The organism is Streptomyces sp. Z423-1 (assembly GCF_013009255.1).
In the GTDB taxonomy this organism is placed as follows: domain Bacteria; phylum Actinomycetota; class Actinomycetes; order Streptomycetales; family Streptomycetaceae; genus Streptomyces; species Streptomyces gossypiisoli.
On the sequence record NZ_CP053109.1, the window covers coordinates 4,123,318 to 4,142,989 of the forward strand.

20 protein-coding genes are annotated in these 19,672 nt (G+C 71.9%); 7 read left to right on the forward strand and 13 right to left on the reverse strand.

Annotated features, from left to right (window positions below):
• Positions 1-24 precede the first annotated feature (24 nt).
• Both HJD23_RS18350 and HJD23_RS18355 read left to right on the forward strand, forming a co-directional pair.
• Positions 25-813, forward strand: a complete 789-nt coding sequence (locus tag HJD23_RS18350; protein WP_171109719.1) for a GntR family transcriptional regulator — start codon at positions 25-27, stop codon at positions 811-813.
• A gap of 8 nt (positions 814-821) precedes the next feature.
• The gene (locus HJD23_RS18355) at positions 822-1,586 is read left to right on the forward strand and encodes a glycosyltransferase (protein ID WP_171109720.1); all 765 of its coding nucleotides are present in this window, start codon (positions 822-824) and stop codon (positions 1,584-1,586) included.
• 297 nt (positions 1,587-1,883) lie between these two features.
• Here the strand turns inward: HJD23_RS18355 and HJD23_RS18360 are convergent, their stop codons facing one another.
• The 5 genes from HJD23_RS18360 to HJD23_RS18380 form a co-directional block, all read right to left on the reverse strand.
• A complete protein-coding gene (locus tag HJD23_RS18360) occupies positions 1,884-2,237 on the reverse strand; it encodes a VOC family protein (RefSeq protein ID WP_171109721.1) in 354 nt (117 codons plus the stop codon).
• A gap of 106 nt (positions 2,238-2,343) precedes the next feature.
• A complete protein-coding gene (locus HJD23_RS18365) occupies positions 2,344-2,532 on the reverse strand; it encodes a ferredoxin (RefSeq protein ID WP_171109722.1) in 189 nt (62 codons plus the stop codon).
• 82 nt (positions 2,533-2,614) lie between these two features.
• Positions 2,615-3,103 carry a hypothetical protein gene (locus HJD23_RS18370; RefSeq protein ID WP_171109723.1) on the reverse strand — a complete coding sequence of 163 codons (489 nt, stop codon included), beginning with the start codon at positions 3,101-3,103 and terminating at the stop codon, positions 2,615-2,617.
• A gap of 102 nt (positions 3,104-3,205) precedes the next feature.
• Positions 3,206-3,907: a TIGR03943 family protein gene (locus HJD23_RS18375; protein WP_171109724.1), complete on the reverse strand. Its 702-nt coding sequence runs from the start codon at positions 3,905-3,907 to the stop codon at positions 3,206-3,208.
• Positions 3,904-4,833: a permease gene (locus tag HJD23_RS18380; RefSeq protein WP_232108229.1), complete on the reverse strand. Its 930-nt coding sequence runs from the start codon at positions 4,831-4,833 to the stop codon at positions 3,904-3,906. Before HJD23_RS18380 ends, HJD23_RS18375 begins: the two co-directional genes overlap by 4 nt.
• A gap of 242 nt (positions 4,834-5,075) precedes the next feature.
• Between HJD23_RS18380 and HJD23_RS18385 the strand changes: the two genes are divergently transcribed.
• Entirely contained in the window at positions 5,076-7,007 is a 1,932-nt protein-coding gene (locus tag HJD23_RS18385; RefSeq protein WP_171111597.1) for an NAD-binding protein, read from the forward strand.
• A gap of 76 nt (positions 7,008-7,083) precedes the next feature.
• Here the strand turns inward: HJD23_RS18385 and HJD23_RS18390 are convergent, their stop codons facing one another.
• Complete coding sequence (locus HJD23_RS18390; protein WP_171109726.1) at positions 7,084-8,910, reverse strand: prolyl oligopeptidase family serine peptidase; 1,827 nt, start codon at positions 8,908-8,910, stop codon at positions 7,084-7,086.
• A gap of 111 nt (positions 8,911-9,021) precedes the next feature.
• Here HJD23_RS18390 and HJD23_RS18395 point away from each other — a divergent pair, with 111 nt between their 5' ends.
• Positions 9,022-9,825, forward strand: a complete 804-nt coding sequence (locus HJD23_RS18395; protein ID WP_171109727.1) for an SURF1 family protein — start codon at positions 9,022-9,024, stop codon at positions 9,823-9,825.
• On the opposite strand, the gene HJD23_RS18400 is transcribed toward HJD23_RS18395, so the two are convergent.
• The 4 genes from HJD23_RS18400 to HJD23_RS18415 all read right to left on the reverse strand — a co-directional run bounded on the left by HJD23_RS18400 (position 9,795) and on the right by HJD23_RS18415 (position 14,449).
• A complete protein-coding gene (locus tag HJD23_RS18400; protein WP_197973591.1) occupies positions 9,795-10,943 on the reverse strand; it encodes a hypothetical protein in 1,149 nt (382 codons plus the stop codon). The two genes, HJD23_RS18395 and HJD23_RS18400, sit on opposite strands and share 31 nt — an antisense overlap.
• A complete protein-coding gene (locus tag HJD23_RS18405; protein WP_171111600.1) occupies positions 10,940-11,536 on the reverse strand; it encodes a SigE family RNA polymerase sigma factor in 597 nt (198 codons plus the stop codon). Before HJD23_RS18405 ends, HJD23_RS18400 begins: the two co-directional genes overlap by 4 nt.
• A gap of 387 nt (positions 11,537-11,923) precedes the next feature.
• On the reverse strand, positions 11,924-12,982 hold the full coding sequence (locus tag HJD23_RS18410; RefSeq protein ID WP_171109728.1) for an aspartate-semialdehyde dehydrogenase: 1,059 nt from the start codon (positions 12,980-12,982) through the stop codon (positions 11,924-11,926).
• Positions 12,983-13,171: 189 nt separating this feature from the next.
• Positions 13,172-14,449: an aspartate kinase gene (locus tag HJD23_RS18415; RefSeq protein WP_171109729.1), complete on the reverse strand. Its 1,278-nt coding sequence runs from the start codon at positions 14,447-14,449 to the stop codon at positions 13,172-13,174.
• A gap of 197 nt (positions 14,450-14,646) precedes the next feature.
• Between HJD23_RS18415 and HJD23_RS18420 the strand changes: the two genes are divergently transcribed.
• The gene (locus HJD23_RS18420) at positions 14,647-15,363 is read left to right on the forward strand and encodes a response regulator transcription factor (protein WP_171109730.1); all 717 of its coding nucleotides are present in this window, start codon (positions 14,647-14,649) and stop codon (positions 15,361-15,363) included.
• Complete coding sequence (locus tag HJD23_RS18425) at positions 15,360-16,733, forward strand: HAMP domain-containing sensor histidine kinase (protein ID WP_171109731.1); 1,374 nt, start codon at positions 15,360-15,362, stop codon at positions 16,731-16,733. The genes HJD23_RS18420 and HJD23_RS18425 overlap by 4 nt, the downstream gene beginning before the upstream one ends.
• Here HJD23_RS18425 and HJD23_RS18430 read toward each other — a convergent pair.
• Positions 16,699-17,205, reverse strand: coding sequence for an SgcJ/EcaC family oxidoreductase (locus HJD23_RS18430; RefSeq protein ID WP_171109732.1), 507 nt, complete (start codon positions 17,203-17,205; stop codon positions 16,699-16,701). The genes HJD23_RS18425 and HJD23_RS18430 overlap by 35 nt on opposite strands.
• Before the next feature lie 218 nt (positions 17,206-17,423).
• On the opposite strand from HJD23_RS18430, the gene HJD23_RS18435 reads away from it, so the two are divergent.
• Positions 17,424-18,260, forward strand: coding sequence for a PhzF family phenazine biosynthesis isomerase (locus tag HJD23_RS18435; RefSeq protein ID WP_171109733.1), 837 nt, complete (start codon positions 17,424-17,426; stop codon positions 18,258-18,260).
• 141 nt (positions 18,261-18,401) lie between these two features.
• Here the strand turns inward: HJD23_RS18435 and HJD23_RS18440 are convergent, their stop codons facing one another.
• Together HJD23_RS18440 and recR are read right to left on the reverse strand one after the other, a co-directional pair.
• Positions 18,402-19,064, reverse strand: a complete 663-nt coding sequence (locus HJD23_RS18440) for a DUF5063 domain-containing protein (RefSeq protein WP_171109734.1) — start codon at positions 19,062-19,064, stop codon at positions 18,402-18,404.
• Entirely contained in the window at positions 19,057-19,656 is a 600-nt protein-coding gene (recR, locus tag HJD23_RS18445) for a recombination mediator RecR (RefSeq protein WP_171109735.1), read from the reverse strand. Before recR ends, HJD23_RS18440 begins: the two co-directional genes overlap by 8 nt.
• Between the last annotated feature and the right edge of the window lie 16 nt (positions 19,657-19,672).

Consider the following 19,672-nt stretch of genomic DNA (forward strand, 5'->3'; position numbering starts at 1 on the left):
TTCAGGAGTCCTACGCTGACTCATATGCCGAAGGCGTACGAAGTGATCGCGGACGACATCCGCCGGTCCATCCGCGAGGGCGAACGCAGGCCCGGTGACCGGCTGCCGGCCGAGACGGAGCTGGCCGAGCGGTACCGGCGCAGTGTGCCGACGATCCAGAACGCGCTGCGGCTGCTGAGCGAGGAAGGTCTGATCGACAGACGGCACGGCCTCGGCACCTTCGTCCGCAGCCCCCGCACGCTCGCGGTCCGCGACAACCGACGGCACCAGTGGGAGAAGGACCGCGCCCGTCAGCCGTTGCCCGAGCGGGCCGCGACCGGCGCGACCGAACACGACACCGGCCTCGAACAACAGGACCTGGTCTTCCACGTGACGTACCGCGAGATCGAGGCGCCCGAGGAGCTGGCGGAGGCGTTCGGCGTCCCCGAGGGCACGGTCCTGCTGGAGCGCCACTACCGGACCAGGTGCGCGACGGAGACGGCACCCCTCAACCTCGTGACGTCCTACCTGGTCCGCGACATGATCGCCGCGAACCCCGCTCTCCTGGACGAGGCCAACGAGCCCTGGCCCGGCGGCACCCAGCACCAGCTCTCCACCGTCGGCATCGAGGTGGCCCGCATCGAGGAACGCTTCACCGCCCGCCCGCCGACCCCGGAGGAGGCCGCGGACCTGGAGCTGGAACCGGGCACGTCGGTGATCCTGCTGCACAAGACGTCGTACGACATCGACGACCGCGTGGTGGACATCTCCGACGTCACGCTTCCGGGCGACCGTACCGAACTGCTCTTCACGACGTGGCTGGAAAGGTGGTGAGGGCTGCCGTGACCCGGCACGTCGTCATCGTGACCGCTGTGCATCCCCCGTCGGCCCGCTTTCTGCCCGACGCCTACGCGTCGCTGTGCGAGCAGCGGCTTCCGGAGGGCTGGGAGTGGCGGTGGGTGATCCAGGAGGACGGGGAGTCGGAGGACGTCCGCCCGTATGTGCCCGAGGACGCACGGGTGACGTTCCGTCAGGGGCGGCGCGGTGGGCCCGGGGTGGCGCGCACGATCGCGCTGGCACACGCGGACGGCGAGTACGTGAAGGTCCTGGACGCCGACGACCGGTTGGCGCCGGGTGTGCTGGCCCGCGATCTGGCGGTGCTGGAGGCCGAACCGGGCGTCGGGTGGGTGACGTCCCGGGCGCTGGACCTGTTGCCGGACGGCTCGACAGTCGGCTTCCCGGGCGACCCGCAGGACGGGCCGGTCGAGCGGGGCGCGGTGCTCGCCTTCTGGACGGCGAACGACTTCCGCGCCCAGGTCCACCCGGCCTCGCTCTGCGTACGACGGGATCTGCTGCTGGCGCTCGGCGGCTGGATGGCACTGCCCGCGTCCGAGGACACGGGACTGCTGCTGGCGCTGAATGCCGTGAGCCGGGGGTGGTTCTCGGCGGAGGTGGGGCTCCTCTACCGCAAGTGGGAGGGCCAGGTGACGGGCCAGGCCTCACACGTCGATCCGGGCGAACGGCAGGCCCGGATGGCGGTGGCGGAGGCACGGGCGCGGGCGCTGGCGGAGTTGGGCTGGAGGCATCCGGCGGGCGGGGACTCGTAGGGCCTGCCGTTTGGATCAGGCCGGCTGAGAGGAACTGCGCCTTTCACGCGGGGCGGCCGATGCCCTGGGCGAGGGCCGGTCACGCCCGGACCGCCGATGCCCTGAGCGAAGGCCGGTCACGCCCGGGCCGCCGATGTCCTGAGCAGAGGCCCAACACTCCGCCCCGCCGATGTCCTGCGCGGAGACCGGTCACACCGGACCGCCAACGTCCTCGGCGAAGGCCCTTCACTCCGCCCCGCCGATGTCCTGCGCGGAGACCGGTCACACCGGACCGCCAACGTCCTCGGCGAAGGCCCTTCACTCCGCCCCGCCGATGTCCTGGGCGAAGGTGACGACGTTCCCGGCCGGGTCGGTGACGGCGGCGACGCGGAAGCCGCCGGGGGTGTCCTGGACGGTCCCCAGGTCCAGCCCTCGGTCCGCGGCGAGCCGGACCTCGGCGTCGACGTCGTCGACGGCCAGCGTCAGCATGGCGGCGCCCGCGCGGTCGGGTTCGCGGAGCAGCTGGATCGCGCCGCCCGGGAGGACCTCCCATTCCGCCAGGCCTTCCATGGGGTCGCGGTCGGCCGGGCGGCCCCAGAGGCGTTCGTACCAGGTGCGCGCCGCCTCGAAGTCGGCGACGGGCATGACGGCGTAGACGGTGTTGATGGCCACGGTGGGTACCCCTTTCATCCGCTTTCGCACCCTACTGAGTGCCCGTCGGATGTCCTCGGAGGTCAGGGGAGCGCCTCGGCGTCCGTGCGCGAAAAGACGCGGCGCGCTACTCGGTGACCGTGATGGCCTGGGACGGGCACCCCTCGACCGCCTCCCGGACCTTGGGATCGTCTCCGGCGTCCTCGCGTCCCGGGATGACCGCGCCGAAGCCGTCCACCACCGTGAAGACGGACGGAGCCCGGTAGGCGCAGTCGCCGGAGCCGTAGCAGCGCTCGGGGTCAACGGAGAGCTTCATTCTCACTCCAGTGGCCTTGAGCCCGTGAACGACGGGCCGATCGGTACCGAGACGTACGTCCCTTCCCTGCCCGTCGGGCGGTTCACCGAACCGGTGATGCTTCCCCGGCGGCGAGAGAGAGCCAGTGGGCGACCCTGCGGACGGTGGTCTCGTCGAGCCGGTCCACGACCGCCTGGACGGCCGTCTCGTCGTCCGGGGCGAGGTCGTAGAGCCCGGCACGGTTCAGCGCGGCGACAAGCACCTGGTGCCGACGGTCGGTCATGCGTTCGGCCAACTTGGTGGGTTGGGCGGGCGTACCGGTGGGCGGCTCGGGTGCGGCGGCAGGGGTGGCCCCGACGGCTCCGGGAGCGTCCATCCGCTGCCACGCGCCGCCCTTCGGCCCCCACAGCGTCACGGCCGGATCCTCGCCGCGGGCCCGCAGGGTCTGGGTCATCTCACCGAGGGCGTACAGCACGGGCACCCGGTACGGCGACTCTGCACCGACCCGCCAGGACGCGGAGGACGGCTCGTAGAACATCGCGACCCAGCGTGGCGTACCGGGCGGCTGCGGGCTCTGGGGACGTGACGGCACGGAACATCACTCCTTCGGGAAGCAGCAGGCAGGCCCGGACGATAGCTGACGGATCGTCAGTTCACCAGAGCGGCTGGGCCCCGGGTGCCATCCCACCCCTCCTCAGCTGTTCCAGCTCTCGTCGTACGGGTCGCTGGGCGCCGGCACCGGCTTGGCGGCGGTGACCTCGATGAACGGGATCGGCCCGGCGTTGACCGGGTCCCGCGTCCGGCGGGGGCTGTACGTGCCGGTGATCTCCAGCCAGGCGTCCGGTTGCAGCACCGGCGGGATCCGGCCGGTCAGGCCGACCTTGACCGGACGGCCGTCGGCGGCGCAGCAGTTGAGGGCGATGCGGACCAGGTAGGCGTTTCCCGCCCGGTCCAGCGCGACGAAGCCCGTGATCCTGACCTCGCGGTCGCGCAGCGTGCGCCCGTGGTCGTACGCCGCCCGGGCCGCGTAGTCGGCCAGGCCGAGGCGGACGGGGTCACCGGCGGGCAGCGGCGGGTAGGCCGGGGGCTCCTGAAGGGACGTACCGGCGCGCATCGCGCTGTACGAGCCGAGTGCCGGCGGGGCGATCAGGACGAGCGCGAGGACGGGCAGCAACAGCAGCCAGGAGACGCGGGGTTCGTGGTGGTGACCGGACGCCGGGTGCCGGCGTTCGTACCACACCGTCGCCACCGCCGCCGCGACCAGCACCACCCCTGCCACCACCAGCAACGGCCGCAGCCCGGACTTGACGTACCGCAGCGACAGATCCGTCGCCCCCGCGTGCACCAGGGACGCGCCGAGCAGGCACAGCACCGCCGCCTGCGCGTGCCGGTTCACAGCAGCACCGCCCCGGTCAGGGCGGACACACCGACCGCGACGGCGAAGGTCGCCGGTGCGAAGCGGAGGGCGAAGCCGCGGCCGAATGTGCCCGCCTGCATGGCGAACAGCTTCAGGTCGACCATCGGCCCCACCACCAGGAACGCCAGCCGGGCCGTCGGCGAGAACTGCGTCAGCGACGCCGCCACGAACGCGTCCGCCTCCGAGCAGATCGACAGCAGGACAGCCAGTACGGCGAGGGCGAGCACCGCCACCACCGGGTTGTCCGCCGCCGCCCGCAGCCACGGCTCGGGCACGACCGCCTTCAGCGTCGCGGCCGCCATCGCGCCGATCACCAGGAACCCGCCCGCGTGCATCACGTCGTGCCGCACCGACCCCCAGAACGCCGCTCCCCTCCCCTGCCCCTCGTACCCCGGACGCGCCGGTGGACGCAGCCAGTCGGCGCGGCCGAGCCGCTGCCACAGCCAGCCCATCGCGCACGCCACGGCCAGGCTCGCGACGAAACGGGCCAGGACCATCTCGGGTTGGCCCGGGAAGGCGACCGCGGTCGCGGTCAGCACGATCGGGTTGATCGCGGGCGCGGCGAGCAGGAACGCCAGCGCGGCCGCCGGGGTGACGCCCCGCCGCATCAGCGCCCCCGCCACCGGCACCGACGCGCACTCGCAGCCGGGGACCACCGCGCCCGCCAGTCCAGCGACCGGTACCGCCGCGGCGGGCCGGGCCGGGAGCGCGCGGGCGAAGACGGACGCCGGTACGAACACGGCGACGGCCGCCGACAGCAGCACCCCGAGCACCAGGAACGGCAGCGCCTGCACGACCACCGCGACGAACACCGTCGTCCAGCTCTGCATCACCGGCGCGGACAGCGCCCGGCGGATCGGGGCCTGGGCGAGCAGCAGGAGGAGCAGGGTGACGGTGAGGACCAGGGGGGAGCTGAGGTGCCAGCCGTCGTCCTGCTCACGGACTGGGGGCGGGGGCGGGGGTGGTGACTTGGGGACGGTGACGGCCACGGGTCGGTCCTCCGGTGCGCGGGGTGCCTCCCCTTCGATACGGCCGACCCGGAACAGACGTTCAATCAGTTGCTGGAACCATCCTTCCCTTTGGGGCAGTCTTTTCCCTCGTGGCGAGCGTTCCGAATCAGGGCCGGCCGGGCGACGCGCCCGCACACATGGTGGTGTGCGGCGACGACGGGCTCGCGCACCGGCTCGCGGCCGAACTCAGGGGTGTGTACGAGGAGCAGGTGACCCTCGTCGTGCCGCCCTCCGAGCGCCGGGCGCCCCAGCCGGTCGCCGGACGGGCCCGGGCCGCGTCGGCGGCGCTGCTGGACCGGATGGTGAATGCGGCGGGCCGGGCGGCGGGCAACGGCTCCTTGGCGAACGGCGAAGCGGGCGGCAACGTGCGGCTCGTGGAGGCCGCCGAGCCGACCGAGGCCGTGCTCGCCGACGCGGGCGCGGAGCGGGCGACCGCGCTGGCGCTCGTGTACGACGACGACGAGACCAACATCCGCGCCGCCCTCACCGCCCGCCGCCTCAACCCCCGGCTGCGGCTCGTCCTGCGCCTGTACAACCGGCGGCTGGGCCAGCACATCGAGGAACTCCTCGACCAGGCCGCCGCGTTGGCGACCGGCGACGCGTACGGGACGAGCGGCTTCGACGCCGCCACGACCGTGCTGTCCGACGCCGACACCGCCGCGCCCGCGCTGGCCGCGACCGCCGTCGTCGGCACCAGCAAGGTCGTCCAGACCGACGGGCTGCTGCTGCGCGCGGTGGAGCGGACGCCCCCGGCGCCGGGTCAGGTCGCCGATCCGGGGCTGTGCACGCTGGCGCTGCTGTCGGCGACGAGCAGCGATCCCGCCGGTGCCGACGGGTCGGAGGGCAGCGGGGAGAGCGGGCCCCGGCTGCTGCCGGACGCGGAGGAGGTCGCGGCGGCCACCGGGCGTGGCACGATCGTCCTGGAACAGGTGTCGTACGCCGGCTCAGCCCGGTCCGCCGGACGCGCGGTCGGTGTCGTACCGCCGTTCGCCTCCCTGTTCTCCCGGCGGCTGCGCTGGTCGCTCGCCGGTCTGGTGGGGGCCGTGGTGGCCTTGGCGATCGCGCTGACCGTCGTCACCGGCCACCATCCGCTGCACGCGGCCTATCTCACGCTGCTCGACATCCTGGGCATCGACGACCCGGCGATCGACGCCTCGATCGGCCGCCAGGTCCTCCAACTCCTCTCCGCCGTCGTCGGGTTACTGCTGCTGCCGGTGCTGCTGGCCGCCGTACTGGAGGCCCTCGGCACCTTCCGGAGCGTGTCCGCGCTGCGCAGGCCGCCGCGCGGGCTGAGCGGGCATGTCGTCCTGCTCGGCCTGGGCAAGATCGGCACCCGTGTGCTGACCCGGCTGCGCGAACTGGACATCCCGGTGGTCTGCGTCGAGGCCGATCCCGAGGCCCGGGGCATGGCGACGGCCCGGCGGCTGCGGGTGCCGGTGGTCCTCGGGGACGTCACGCAGGAGGGCGTCCTGGAGGCCGCGAAGATCCAGCGCGCGAGCACGCTGCTCGCGCTGACCAGCGCCGACACGACGAACCTGGAGGCCGTCCTCTACGCCCGCTCCGTCCGCCCCGACCTGCGGGTCGTACTCCGCCTCTACGACGACGACTTCGCCGCCGCCGTCTACCGCACCCTGCGCGCCGCGCACCCCCGGGCGCTCACCCGCAGCCGCAGCGTCACGCATCTCGCGGCGCCCTCGTTCGCGGGGGCGATGATGGGGCGGCAGGTGCTGGGGGCGATCCCGGTCGAGCGGCGGGTGCTGCTGTTCGCGGCCGTGGAGGTGCGGGGCATCCGGCAGCTGGAGGGGAAGACGGTGGCCGACGCATTCCGGGCCGGTTCCTGGCGGGTGCTCGCCCTGGACACGGCGGCCCCGGACGAACGCCGGCCGGACCTGGCGACGAGCCCGACGGACACGGACGGCCGGGGCATGCCCGGGCCGACCTCGGACCTCGTGTGGGACCTGCCGCCCACGTACGTCCTGCGCGCCGAGGACCGGGTGGTGCTGGCGGCGACCCGACGCGGGCTCGCGGAGCTGCTGGGGCGGAGGCGACGGGATCGGGCGGGGGCGTGAGGGGCCCTCGGCCGGGGCGTGAGGGGCCTGCCGGGCCGCGGCGGGCCACTCACGCGCCTCGGTGAGCCAGGATCCGTCAATTCCCCCTGCCCTTGAGGTGTCTCTCCGCGAAGTCCAGCTCCAGCCGCACCTGCTTGATCCGCTCGTCGACGACCAGTGAGCCGTGCCCCGCGTCGTAGCGGTAGACCTCGTGGACCACGCCGCGCGCCTGAAGGCGCTTGACGTAGTTCTCGATCTGGCGGATCGGGCAGCGCGGGTCGTTGACGCCCGCGGAGATGTACACCGGCGCCTTGACCCGGTCCACGTACGTCAGTGGCGACGACGCCTCGAAGCGCTCCGGGACCTCCTCCGGGGTGCCGCCGAGCAGCGTGCGGTCCATGGCCTTCAGCGCTTCCATCTCGTCGTGGTACGCGGTGACGTAGTCGGCCACCGGGACCGCGGCGATGCCCAGCGTCCATGCGTCGGGCTGGGTGCCGAGGCCGAGGAGCGTGAGGTACCCGCCCCAGGAACCGCCGGTCAGGATCAGCCGGTCCGGGTCCGCCAGCCCGGAGCCGATCGCCCATTGGCGGACCGCCGCGATGTCCTCCAGCTCGATCAGGCCGACCCGGTGCTTCAGCGCGTCCGTCCAGGCCCGGCCGTAGCCCGTCGAGCCCCGGTAGTTGACCCGGACGACCGCGTACCCGTGGTCGACCCAGGCCGCCGGGCCCGCCGCGAACGAGTCACTGTCGTGCCAGGTCGGGCCGCCGTGGATGTCGAAGACGGTCGGCAGCGGACCGGTGGCCCCCACCGGCTTCTGCACCAGCGCGTGGATACGCCCCCCGGGCCCCTCCACCCACACGTCCTCCACCGGCACCGAGCCCGGCGACTTCAGGCCCGGAGGGTCGAGCACCACGCCACCCGCCGTCGAGCGCACGGACGACGGCTCGGCCGCCGACGACCACAGGTACTCCACGCTGCCGTCCGGCCGGGCCGTCGCCCCCGGCACCGTGCCGGTCGGGGTCGGGACCTTCACCAGTTCGCGCGTGCGCAGGTCGTAGCGGAACAGTTCGCCGCGCGCCTCGTAGCTGTGCCCGATCAGCAGCCCCGAGCCGTCCGGATACCACTCGGCGCTCACGTCACCCGGCAGCTCCAGCGCCAGGTCGGTCTCCTCGCCCGTGGCGACGTCCCACACCAGCGGCTCCCAGCGGCCGCGCCGCTGGTGCCCGACGAGCAGCCGGGTGTCCCCGTGGACCGGCGCGAAGCCGAGCACCTCCAGGCCCAGCTCGACCGTGCCGCCCTTGGTGTCGTCGAGCTCGGCGACCGTCGTGCCGTCGGGGCGCAGCACGCGCAGCGCGGAGTGCATGGCGTCTCCGTGCTCGGTGTGCTCGACGGCGATCAGTGAGCCGTCGTGGGACATATCGCCGACGCCCGCCGACTCGCGGTGCCGGTACAGCTGCACCGGCGCCTCGGTCACGCGCGCGAGATGGATCGTCGTACCGTCCTCGTCGGTGGACCGCCCCACCACCGCCGTACGCCCGTCCCGCCCGAGCGCCAGTCCCGCCGGATAGGACGGATCCAGCCCCGGCACGGCCAGCTCGTCCTCGCCTCCCGCGAAGGGCTGCCGGCGCCAGACGCCGAACTCGTCGCCGTCCTTGTCGTCGAACCACCAGATCCACTCGCCGTCCGGGGAGAGCACACCGTCCGTCGTGCCGTTCGGCCGGTTCGTCACCTGGCGCTGCTCACCCGTCGCGCGATCCCAGGCGTACAGCTCGTACGTCCCCGTCGCGTTCGACACGAACAAGGAGCGGTCGGGGGCGTCCTCCGCCCAGTCGGGCAGCGACACCCGCGGCGCCCGGAAGCGCTTCTCCCAGTCCGGCATGTCCTCGCGCCGCTCGGGCGAGGGGGACCTGTTGCTCTCAGTCATGACCCCATACTGCCCGCTCACACCGACATCGCGCTGCCAGGGTCCCCAGCCTGTGGATAACTTCGGGACCCCGGCGCCCCACCGCTCCCCCCACCCCGTACCTTTGAGGGCGTGTACCGGTTTCTGCTGACGCCCCGATGGTGGGGGATCAACGTCTTCGTGCTGCTCGCCATCCCCTTCTGCGTGTTCATGGGGTCGTGGCAGCTGAGCCGGTTCGAGGCACGCGTCGAGGATCATCGCAGCGCCGAGGAACAGGTCGCCTCGGACAAGAAGGGGGCCGCCCGGCCGCTGGACGCGTTGCTGCCGGTGGACAAGGTGACCACCGGCGACCAGACGAGGGTCAGCGGGCGGTACGGGGAGCAGTTGCTCGTGCCGGACCGGGAGCTGGACGGCAGGCGGGGCTACTACGTGCTGACCCTGCTGCACACCGACGGCGGCAAGGCCCTGCCCGTCGTACGGGGCTGGCTGCCCGGTGAGCCGGACGCCGCGAAGGCGCCCGCCCCGCCCAGCGGTGAGGTGACCGTCACCGGTGCGCTCCAGGCCTCCGAGAACCCCGGTGAGAACGGCGTCAGCGCGCGCGGCGGACTGCCCGAGGGCCAGACGGCGGCGATCAGCGCGGCCTCACTCGTGAACCTGGTGCCGTACGACGTCTACGACGCCTGGGTCACGCTGAACAAGGGCGACTCCGGGATGAAGGCCGTGCCGGTGAGCGCGGCCCCGGACACCGGGCTCGACCTGAAGGCCTTCCAGAACCTGGGGTACACCGGGGAGTGGTTCGTCTTCGCCGGGTTCGTGGTCTTCATGTGGTTCCGGTTGTTCCGCCGTGAGGTGGAGTTCGCGCGGGACGCCGAGATGGGGCTCCTCGCCGCGGACGCGGCCACCACCTACGAGGCCGACAGCACGCCCGTCCGGTAGACCGTCCCCGCGCACGCGTTCGACACCGTCGCCGACACCGTCGGCGCTCCCGGCTCCGCCGTGTAGGAGACGACGACGCTTCCGCCCTTCGTGCCCTCCTCGGTCATCAGCTGCGTCGACGTACCCGTGTCGCCACCCGTGGAGCTGCCCTCGTTGGAGGTGCCCGCGTCCGTGCTGGGCGACGCGTCGGGCGAGGGGCCGGCGGTGCCGCCGGTGTTGCCGGTGTTGCCGGTGGGGCACGTCGCCGAGGGCACCCAGGCGAACCTCACCTCGTACGCCGCCCCCGGCTCCAGCACCAGCTGCGGGACTTCCTTGGCCGGGTCGGGCAGGCCGGTCGCCGCGTCGTCCGCCGTGTGCGCGGCGACGCTGATCTTGGTGGCGTCTGCCGCGCCCTGCGCGAGCGGGGTCACCGCGCCGGCGCCGCCGACGGTGCAGCCGGCGGTGGAGACGTTGGTGATCCGGAACGTGCCGTACACCGTGCCGGCGGAGTCGGGGACGTCGGCGGTCGCGGTGGCCGAGCCGAGCTGGGCCGCCGTACACACCGGGGCGGCGACCGCGTTGGTCGCCGAGGGGTAGACCTCGTCGGTGGTGTCGTCGACGACACCGCTGCTCGGGGTGGAGTCGGGGCTCTCGTTCGCGGTCGGGCCGGCCTTGTCCTTGTTCTCCGCCGTGCCGGTGGAACCGCCCGAGGTGTCGCCCGTGCCCTCGGTGCTCAGGCCCTCGCTCGCGCCGCCCTGCGCGTGCGCGCCGTGACCGGCGATGGTGGGGTTGGCGTGGGGGCCGGTGGAGTTGGAGACGTGCACGAGGGCGGGTACGGCGGTGCAGACGAACAGCGCCGCGGCCGCCATGCCGACGGCGGCCTGCCGCTTGCGTGCGCGGCGTGCGGGCACCGCCCGCCGCAGGTGGTCCAGCGTGCCGTCGCGCGGTTCGATGTCCTGCACCGCCTGGTGCAGCATCCTGCGCAGTGCCAGCTCGTCCGAGTCGAGCCCCTCGGAGCTCTGGTCGTCGAGGCGGTCGTTCACAGTTCCGTTCCCAGCGTGCGTGTGCTTCGGCTCCTGGTCGTGCGCCTCGATCGGCTCACGCCATTCGTACGGCTCGTGCGCCTTGCCGTTCGTCATGCCGGCGCCTCCATGGCGATCCGCAGCGCGGCGATGCCGCGGGAGCCGTACGCCTTCACCGAGCCCAGCGATATGCCGAGCGTTTCGGCGACCTGGGCCTCGGTCATGTCGGCGAAGTAGCGCAGCACCAGCACCTCGCGCTGGCGGCGCTGCAGGCCCTTCATGGCCTTGATCAGGGAGTCCCGCTCCAGCTGGTCGTACGCCCCCTCCTCGGCGCTCGCCATGTCCGGCATCGGCTTGGACAGCAGCTTCAGCCCGAGGATGCGGCGGCGCAGCGCGGAGCGCGAGAGGTTGACGACCGTCTGGCGCAGATAGGCGAGGGTCTTCTCGGGGTCGCGGACGCGTTTTCGGGCCGAGTGGACGCGGATGAAGGCCTCCTGCACGACGTCCTCGCAGGAGGCGGTGTCGTCGAGGAGGAGCGCGGCGAGACCGAGCAGCGAGCGGTAGTGCGTGCGGTAGGTCTCGGTGAGGTGGTCGACGGTGGTGCCGGCAGCCACGGCGTCATCGGCGCCGTCACGCGGGCTGGGAATGCGGGCGGGCCGCGCTGCGGGCATGGGCGCGATCACCGGCATGCCGCCGGGCGCACCGGGCATGCGGGTGCGGACGGGCCGCCGGGGCGGCCGTAGGGCCGCGCCGTGGGCCACCGCGGGGAAGTCGAGTACCTCTGCCACGCCAGTTGGACACGTCTGAACCCGTCAGGGTTGTACGTGCCGGACGTCACTCTTCGTCTCGCGTCAGGCAGCACGACTGACGGTGCCTCATATGCCCTCATGCGTCCCGCTCTTCCCCTATATTCCATCTGAACGGGCGTCCCCACGCTCGTCCACCGGCGTCCCCACGCCTTGGATCAACACGTCCCACACCCCGGAAGGGCGACCGCATAGACGCTCCCCGCCCTCCGCACGGTTGCGGGTGACGGGGAGGAAATCCTTACGTTGATCCTACAAACAGATCCGGACATCGCCAGGGGCAATTTTCACTCAGAACATCTCGGCCGCCACCAGCTCCGCGATCTGAGCGGTGTTCAGCGCGGCGCCCTTGCGCAGATTGTCCCCGCACACGAAGAGTTCGAGCGCCGTCGGATCGTCGAGCGCCCGCCGCACCCGCCCGACCCAGGTCGGATCGGTGCCCACCACGTCGGCGGGCGTCGGGAACTCCCCGGCCGCCGGATCGTCGCACAGCACGACACCCGGCGCCGTGGCGAGGATCTCCCGCGCCCGGTCCACCGTCACCTCGTTCTCGAAGCGGGCGTGCAGGGTCAGCGAGTGCGCGGTCACCACCGGCACCCGGACGCAGGTCACGGCGACCGGCAGCGTCGGCAGACCGAGGATCTTGCGGGACTCGTCCCGCACCTTCATCTCCTCCGACGACCAGCCGTCCTCCCGCAGGGACCCGGCCCACGGTACGACGTTCAGCGCGACCGGCTCCGGGAACGGCCCGGTGTTGTCCCCCACGGCCCGCCGTACGTCACCGGGGCTGGTCCCCAGCTCCGTACCGGCCACCAGGGACAGCTGCTCGCGCAGGGTCCGAACGCCCGCCTGCCCGGCGCCGCTCACCGCCTGGTACGACGACACCACCAGCTCGCGCAGCCCGAACTCGGCGTGCAGCGCGCCCAGGGCGACGATCATCGACAGTGTGGTGCAGTTCGGGTTGGCGATGATCCCGCGCGGCCGGACCCGCGCCGTGTGCGGATTGACCTCCGGCACGACCAGCGGCACGTCCGGGGCCATCCGGAAGGCGGCGGAGTTGTCCACGACCACCGCGCCCTTGGCGGCGGCGATCGGCGCCCAGTGCGCGGCGACCTCGTCGGGTACGTCGAACAGGGCGACGTCGACCCCGTCGAAGACCTCCTCGGACAGGGCCACCACCTCGACCTCCTCGCCGCGCACGGCCAGCTTGCGGCCGGCCGAGCGGGGCGAGGCGACAAGACGGATCTCGCCCCAGATGTCCGCGTGCTGGGACAGGATCTGGAGCAGTACCGTGCCGACGGCTCCGGTCGCTCCCACGACCGCGAGCGTCGGTCCAGGTCCTGCCGTCACCTTCCCGTCGTCCGCCCGGAGGGCGGGCCGCGCGGCGCCTGGTGCGTGCGATCGCAAGGCGCCGGAGTGTCCGCGTGGCGGAGTCACGTGGGCACTCCGGCAACGCGGCGAGCGTGCGTGCCAGGCGCCGCGCGGCAGGCGGGAAGGTGACGGCAGGGCCTGGTCATCGCCCGGTGCCTCCGTATACGGTCATCGCCCGGTGCCTCCGTAGACGACGGCCTCGTCGCTGTCGGAGTCGAGTCCGAAGGCGGTGTGCACGGCGCGCACGGCCTCGGGCACGTCGTCGGCGCGGGTGACGACCGAGATACGGATCTCGGAGGTCGAGATCAGCTCGATGTTCACGCTCGCGCCGCTCAGCGCCTCGAAGAAGGCCGCCGTGACGCCCGGGTTGGTCTTCATCCCGGCGCCCACGAGCGAGATCTTGCCGATCTGGTCGTCGTAGCGCAGCGAGTCGAAGCCGATGCCGCCCTTGTTCTTCTCCAGCGCGTCCATGGCCTTGCGGCCCTCGGTCTTCGGCAGCGTGAAGGAGATGTCCGTCAGGCCCGTGGAGGCGGCGGACACGTTCTGCACGACCATGTCGATGTTGATCTCGGCGTCGGCGATCGTGCGGAAGATCGCGGCGGCCTCGCCCGGCTTGTCCGGCACGCCGACGACCGTGATCTTGGCCTCGGAGGTGTCGTGCGCGACACCGGAGATGATGGCCTGCTCCACCTGCTTTTCCCCTTGCTCGATCGGCTCGCTGCTGACCCAGGTGCCCTGCAGTCCGCTGAAGGACGACCGGACGTGGATCGGGATGTTGTAGCGGCGGGCGTACTCCACACAGCGGTGGAGCAGCACCTTCGACCCGGACGAGGCCAGCTCCAGCATGTCCTCGAAGGAGATCCAGTCGATCTTCCGGGCCTTCTTCACCACGCGCGGGTCGGCGGTGAACACCCCGTCGACGTCCGTGTAGATCTCACAGACCTCGGCGTCGAGCGCGGCCGCCAGCGCGACCGCCGTGGTGTCGGAGCCACCGCGCCCCAGCGTGGTGATGTCCTTGGTGTCCTGGCTGACGCCCTGGAAACCGGCGACGATGGCGATGTTGCCCTCGTCCAGCGAGTCCCGGATCCGGCCCGGCGTGACATCGATGATCCGGGCTTTGTTGTGGACCGAGTCGGTGATGACACCTGCCTGGCTGCCGGTGAAGGACTGGGCCGAGTGGCCCAGGTTTTTGATCGCCATCGCCAGCAGGGCCATGGAGATTCGCTCTCCGGCGGTCAGCAGCATGTCGAGCTCGCGCCCGGCAGGGATCGGGGAAACCTGCTCGGCGAGATCGATCAGCTCGTCCGTCGTGTCGCCCATCGCGGAAACCACGGCGACCACCTGGTGGCCGTTCTTCTTGGCTTCCACGATCCGCTTGGCGACGCGCTTGATGCCCTCGGCATCGGCTACGGAGGAGCCTCCGTACTTCTGCACGACAAGGCCCACGTGCGCTCCTCGCTCAGTCCGTGTGTGTCGGCTCAGTTTAACGAGCGTCCGAAATTCCCTTCCCAGGTATCGCATGGTGAGATGTCCGGCCGCTCGTTCTCGGACTGCATATGCCCGCATGTGCTGATGGCACTCGGAAAAGTGCCGCGGGTCACAAGCGCCTCTGTCGATTAAGTTTCAAGCACTAGGGTGCCGCCGTGCGAGTACTTCTGGTGGAAGACGACGAGCCGGTCGCCGAGTCGCTCCGGCGCGGCCTCAAGCGGTACGGCTTCGAGGTCGAGTGGGTGACGACGGGCGGCGCCGCCCTCGCCCACCAGGGTCCCTACGACGTCGTACTCCTCGATCTCGGGCTGCCCGACACCGACGGCCTCGACGTCTGCAAGGCGCTGCGCGAGCGCGGTGACGTCCCGATCATCGTGATCAGCGCCCGCAGCGACGAGACGGACCGGGTGGTCGGACTGGAGCTGGGCGCCGACGATTATGTGTCCAAGCCGTTCGGGGTGCGGGAGGTCATCGCGCGGATACGAGCGGTGATGCGGCGCCTGAAGCCTCGTACGCCCGCGGAGTCCGGCCCCGACCGGTACGGCCCGCGCCTGACGATCGACCGCAAGGCGGCCCGCGTCCGCCTCGACGGCGAGGAGATCGCGCTCGCGCCCAAGGAGTACGACCTGCTGGCCTTCCTCACCGAGGAGCCGGGGGCGCTGATGTCGCGGGAGCAGATCATGGAGGCCGTCTGGGACGCGAACTGGTTCGGGCCGACCAAGACCCTGGACGTCCATGTGGCGGCGCTGCGGCGGAAGCTGGCCGGGGCGATCACGATCGAGGCGGTGCGGGGGGTGGGCTTCCGGCTGGAGATCGTCGAGAACGGCGGCGCAAACGGCGGCAGCGGTGGAAACGGCGGCAGCGGCCGATGATCCGCCAGCTCGTCCGCAGTTACATCCTGCTCGTCGCGATCGCCATCGCCCTGTTCACCGTGCCGGTGGCGTTCTCCCTCACCAACCAGTTGCGGGACGACACCAGTGACTCCGTGCAGCGCAAGGCCGCGACCATGGCGGTGCTGCTGGGCAACGGCGACCCGGCCTCGTGCCTGGCCCTGGAGCGGATGGCCCGGGCGTACGACGACGACGGCGAGACGCGCGCGGTCCAGACGACCACCACTCCGGAGTGCGCGCCGCCCCTGCCCCGCCCGGACCAGGACGCGGCCCTGAACAGGGCCCTCGACGAGGACCGGGTCACCACCGACTGGGGCTCCTCCTTCGTCTGGGGGCCGGAGCTGGTGGTCACGGTTCCCGCCCACGCGCGCGACGGCGGCGAGGTCGTCGGCGCCGTCCGCATCACGTTCTCGACCGCCCAGATGACCCACCGCCTGTGGACCATCTGGGGCTTCCGGGCCGGCCTCGCGGTGGCCGTCCTGGGCGTCGCCGCCCTGATCGGCGTCGCGGCCGCCCGCCGCATCACGCGTCCGCTGCGCCAGCTCAACGACATGGCGAGCAGATTCAGCGACGGCGATCTGACGGCCCGCTCCCCGGTGACCGGCCCACCCGAGACCCAGACGCTGGCCCGCACCCTCAACCAGGGCGCGGAACGCCTGGACACTCTCATCGCGGCCCAGCGCATCTTCGTGGCGGACGCATCGCACCAGCTCAGGACCCCCTTGACCGCGTTGCGGCTGTCCCTGGACAACATCGCGGACGGTGTGGACGACGACTTCGTCCGGGAGGACGTGGAGCAGGCGACGGCCGAGGTGGTCCGGATGAGCCGGCTGGTCAACGGCCTGCTGGTGCTGGCGCGGGCCGAGGCGAAGGTGACGGACGCCGAGTCGCTTCCCCTGATGGACATCGTTCAGGAGCGCCTCGCGGTGTGGAGACCGGCCGCCGACGAGCGCGGAGTCACCATCGCGCTCAGGGGGAATGCCGGCGGCCGGCCGCTGGTGCTGGCCAGCCCCGGTCATCTGGACCAGGTGCTGGACAACGTGCTCTCGAACGCCCTGGAGGTGTCACCGGACGGCGGGACGATCACCGTCCGGGTGGAGCACAGGGGCGACGAAGTGACGGTCGCCGTCCTGGACGAGGGACCCGGCATGTCGGACGCCGACAAGTCCCGGGCCTTCGACCGTTTCTGGCGGGGCAGGGGCCTCACGGGCAAGTCCGGCTCCGGCCTCGGTCTCGCGGTCGTCAAGCAGTTGGTCACCGACGACGGCGGGACCGCGACCCTCACGGACGCCCCCGGAGGCGGGCTCTGTGTGTCGATCAGCCTTCGGGCATCGCAGAGGAGTGGTGGTTGACGATCCGCCACTCGCCGCCGCGCTTCTCGTACTCGTAGGTGTAGCGGGCGGTGACCGTGCTCTTCTCGCCGGTCTCGTGGTCGGTGAGGGCGAACTGGTACACGCCGGCGTCGAGGGCGGAGTTGTTGTCGAGGATGTTGATGTGCGTCTCGATCTTCTTGCCGACCGGCTTGTTCGCCTGGAAGTGCTCGAAGTAGTCGACGATGCCGGCGCGGTCGGTACGGACCTTGTTGGACACGGTGGGCAGCAGCACCGCGTCCTTCGCGTACAGGTCCGCGACCTTCTCCGCGTCACCGGTCTGCAGGGCGGCGTTCCAGTCGTCGAACAGACCGGCGATCTCCGCCTTGGTGGGCCGCTTGTGGTCACCACCCCACCACGGACCGGCGACACCGACTCCGGCGGTGACGGTGGCGCTGGCGACGAGCGCGGTGGCGGTGACGACGGCGGCACGTATACGGGTCTTGCGGGTCATCGCATCTCCAGTGCAAGTGAGAGGAGTTGCTCCTTCAGCGACCTGCGCTGCGGGAGTGACTCAAGACTCGCTTTGCACTGGTTAGGGCCCGTCCAGCGGGCGTGCAGGGCGGGGACAGGGTTTGTCCAAGCATGGGACCTGCTGACCTGGGGCTGAGCCGCCCTCAATGCCCTTTGAAACCATTGGCGTTCGGCGCCCCGCGCCGCTACGGTCGGCGGATGGAGGTTCTGCGATACGTAGCTTTCGCCGCCGACCCCGCGGGAGGCAACCCAGCGGGTGTCGTGCTGGACGCCACCGGGGTCGACGAGGCGACGATGCTGGCGACGGCGGCCGACGTCGGCTACTCGGAGACGGCGTTCGTACTGCCGTCCGCTGACGGCACCCTCGGTATCCGGTATTTCAGTCCGCTCACCGAGGTGCCGTTCTGTGGCCACGCCACGATCGCGACCGCAGTCGCCTACGCGGACCGGCATGGTCCCGGAACCCTGCGGCTGCGCACCAAGGCCGGTCCGGTGACCGTCACCACCGCCGCCCACGCGGACGGCTCCCTGGTGGCCTCCCTGGTGAGCGTCGAGCCCCGGACGGCACCCATCCCCCAGGACGACCTGACCGAACTCCTGACGGCGCTGCGCTGGCCCGCCGAGGACCTCGACCCGGCACTGCCGCCCCGCGCCGCATACGCCGGCGCCTGGCATCCGGTGATCGCCGCCGCCGACCGCGGTCGCCTGGCCGACCTGGACTACGACATGCCGGCGCTCGCCGCGCTCATGGCCCGCAAGGGCTGGGCCACCGTCGACCTGGTCTGGCGGGAGTCGGCAACGGTCTTCCACGCCCGCAACCCCTTCCCGCCCGGCGGTGTCGTCGAGGACCCGGCCACCGGCGCGGCGGCCGCAGCACTCGGCGGCTACCTCAGAGAACACCGCCTCGTGCCCACGCCGGCCACGGTCACGGTCCACCAGGGCGCGGACATGGGACGGCCCAGCACCATCACGGTGTCGGTCCCGGCCGAGCCCGGCAGCGGCATCGGCGTCACGGGCACCGCCGTCCCGATCTGAACCGGACCCGGCCTGATCCGCCGGACAGGCGCTGGGTGACAGCCGCCGATCCCTGGCCGGGCGAACCTCACCCGGACGTCGTGCCGTGGCGCACCGCCAGTAGGGAGCGGCACCCTGAGTACCGAGGGTCCGGCTCGGTCGCTACCGCGCCTCGCGCAGCCCCAGCGGCCCGGCGATCTCCTCCGCCATGACCTTCCCGGCCTCGAACTCCAGCGTTTCGTCGCCCATCATCCCCTGGTCGGTGTCCAGGCCGTCCAGTTCCTCCAGGGGCTGGTTGAGGCGGACGTGGGCGACGACCGACTGGAGCGCGCGCAGGGTGGCGGACGCCGTGGAGCCCCAGTTGGAGAAGTAGGAGAACTGCCACCACCACAGGGCCTCCGTGGTGCGGCCCGCGCGGTAGTGGGCCATGCCGTGGCGCAGGTCGGTGATGACGTCGGCCAGGTCGTCGGAGATACGGGCCGGGACGCGGGCCTTGCGGGGCTCGTAGGGGTCGAAGACCTCGGAGTAGATGTCGATCGGCTCCAGCAACCGGGCGAGGTTCTCGCGGAGTTCGTCGACGTCGGGCTCGGGGCCCAAGTCGGGCTCGTAGCGCTCGTCGGGGACGATGTCCTCGTGGGCGCCCAGGCGGCCGCCGGCCAGCAGGAGTTGGGAGACCTCCAGGAGGAGGAAGGGGACGGCCGAGTCCGGCTCGTCGCCCCTGGCCACCTCGGTGACGGCGACCAGGAAACTCTCTACCTGGTCCGCGATCTGGACCGCGAAGTCGTCCGGGTCCTGCGTCGTGGAGTGCAGCGTGGCGTCAGACATCTAGGAGTCGTCTCCCCTCGAAGGCGCGACCGAGGGTCACCTCGTCCGCGTATTCCAGGTCGCCACCCACCGGGAGGCCGCTGGCCAGGCGGGTGACCTTCAGGCCCATGGGCTTGATCATGCGGGCAAGGTACGTCGCGGTGGCCTCGCCCTCCAGATTCGGGTCCGTGGCCAGGATGAGCTCCGTGACCGTCCCGTCGGCCAACCTCGCGAGAAGCTCTCGGATACGCAGGTCGTCCGGGCCCACGCCCTCGATCGGGCTGATCGCGCCACCCAGCACGTGGTAGCGGCCGCGGAACTCACGCGTGCGCTCGATGGCGACGACGTCCTTGGGTTCCTCGACCACACAGATCACCGCCGGATCGCGGCGGCTGTCGCGGCAGATCCCGCACAGCTCCTCCTGGGCGACATTGCCGCAGGTGGCGCAGAACCGGACCTTCGCCTTGACCTCCAGAAGGGCGTGCGCGAGCCGACGGACGTCCGCCGGCTCCGCCTGCAGCACATGGAAGGCGATCCGCTGGGCGCTCTTGGGACCGACGCCGGGCAGCCGCCCCAGTTCGTCGATGAGGTCCTGGACCACGCCTTCGTACAACGGACTGCCGCCCTTC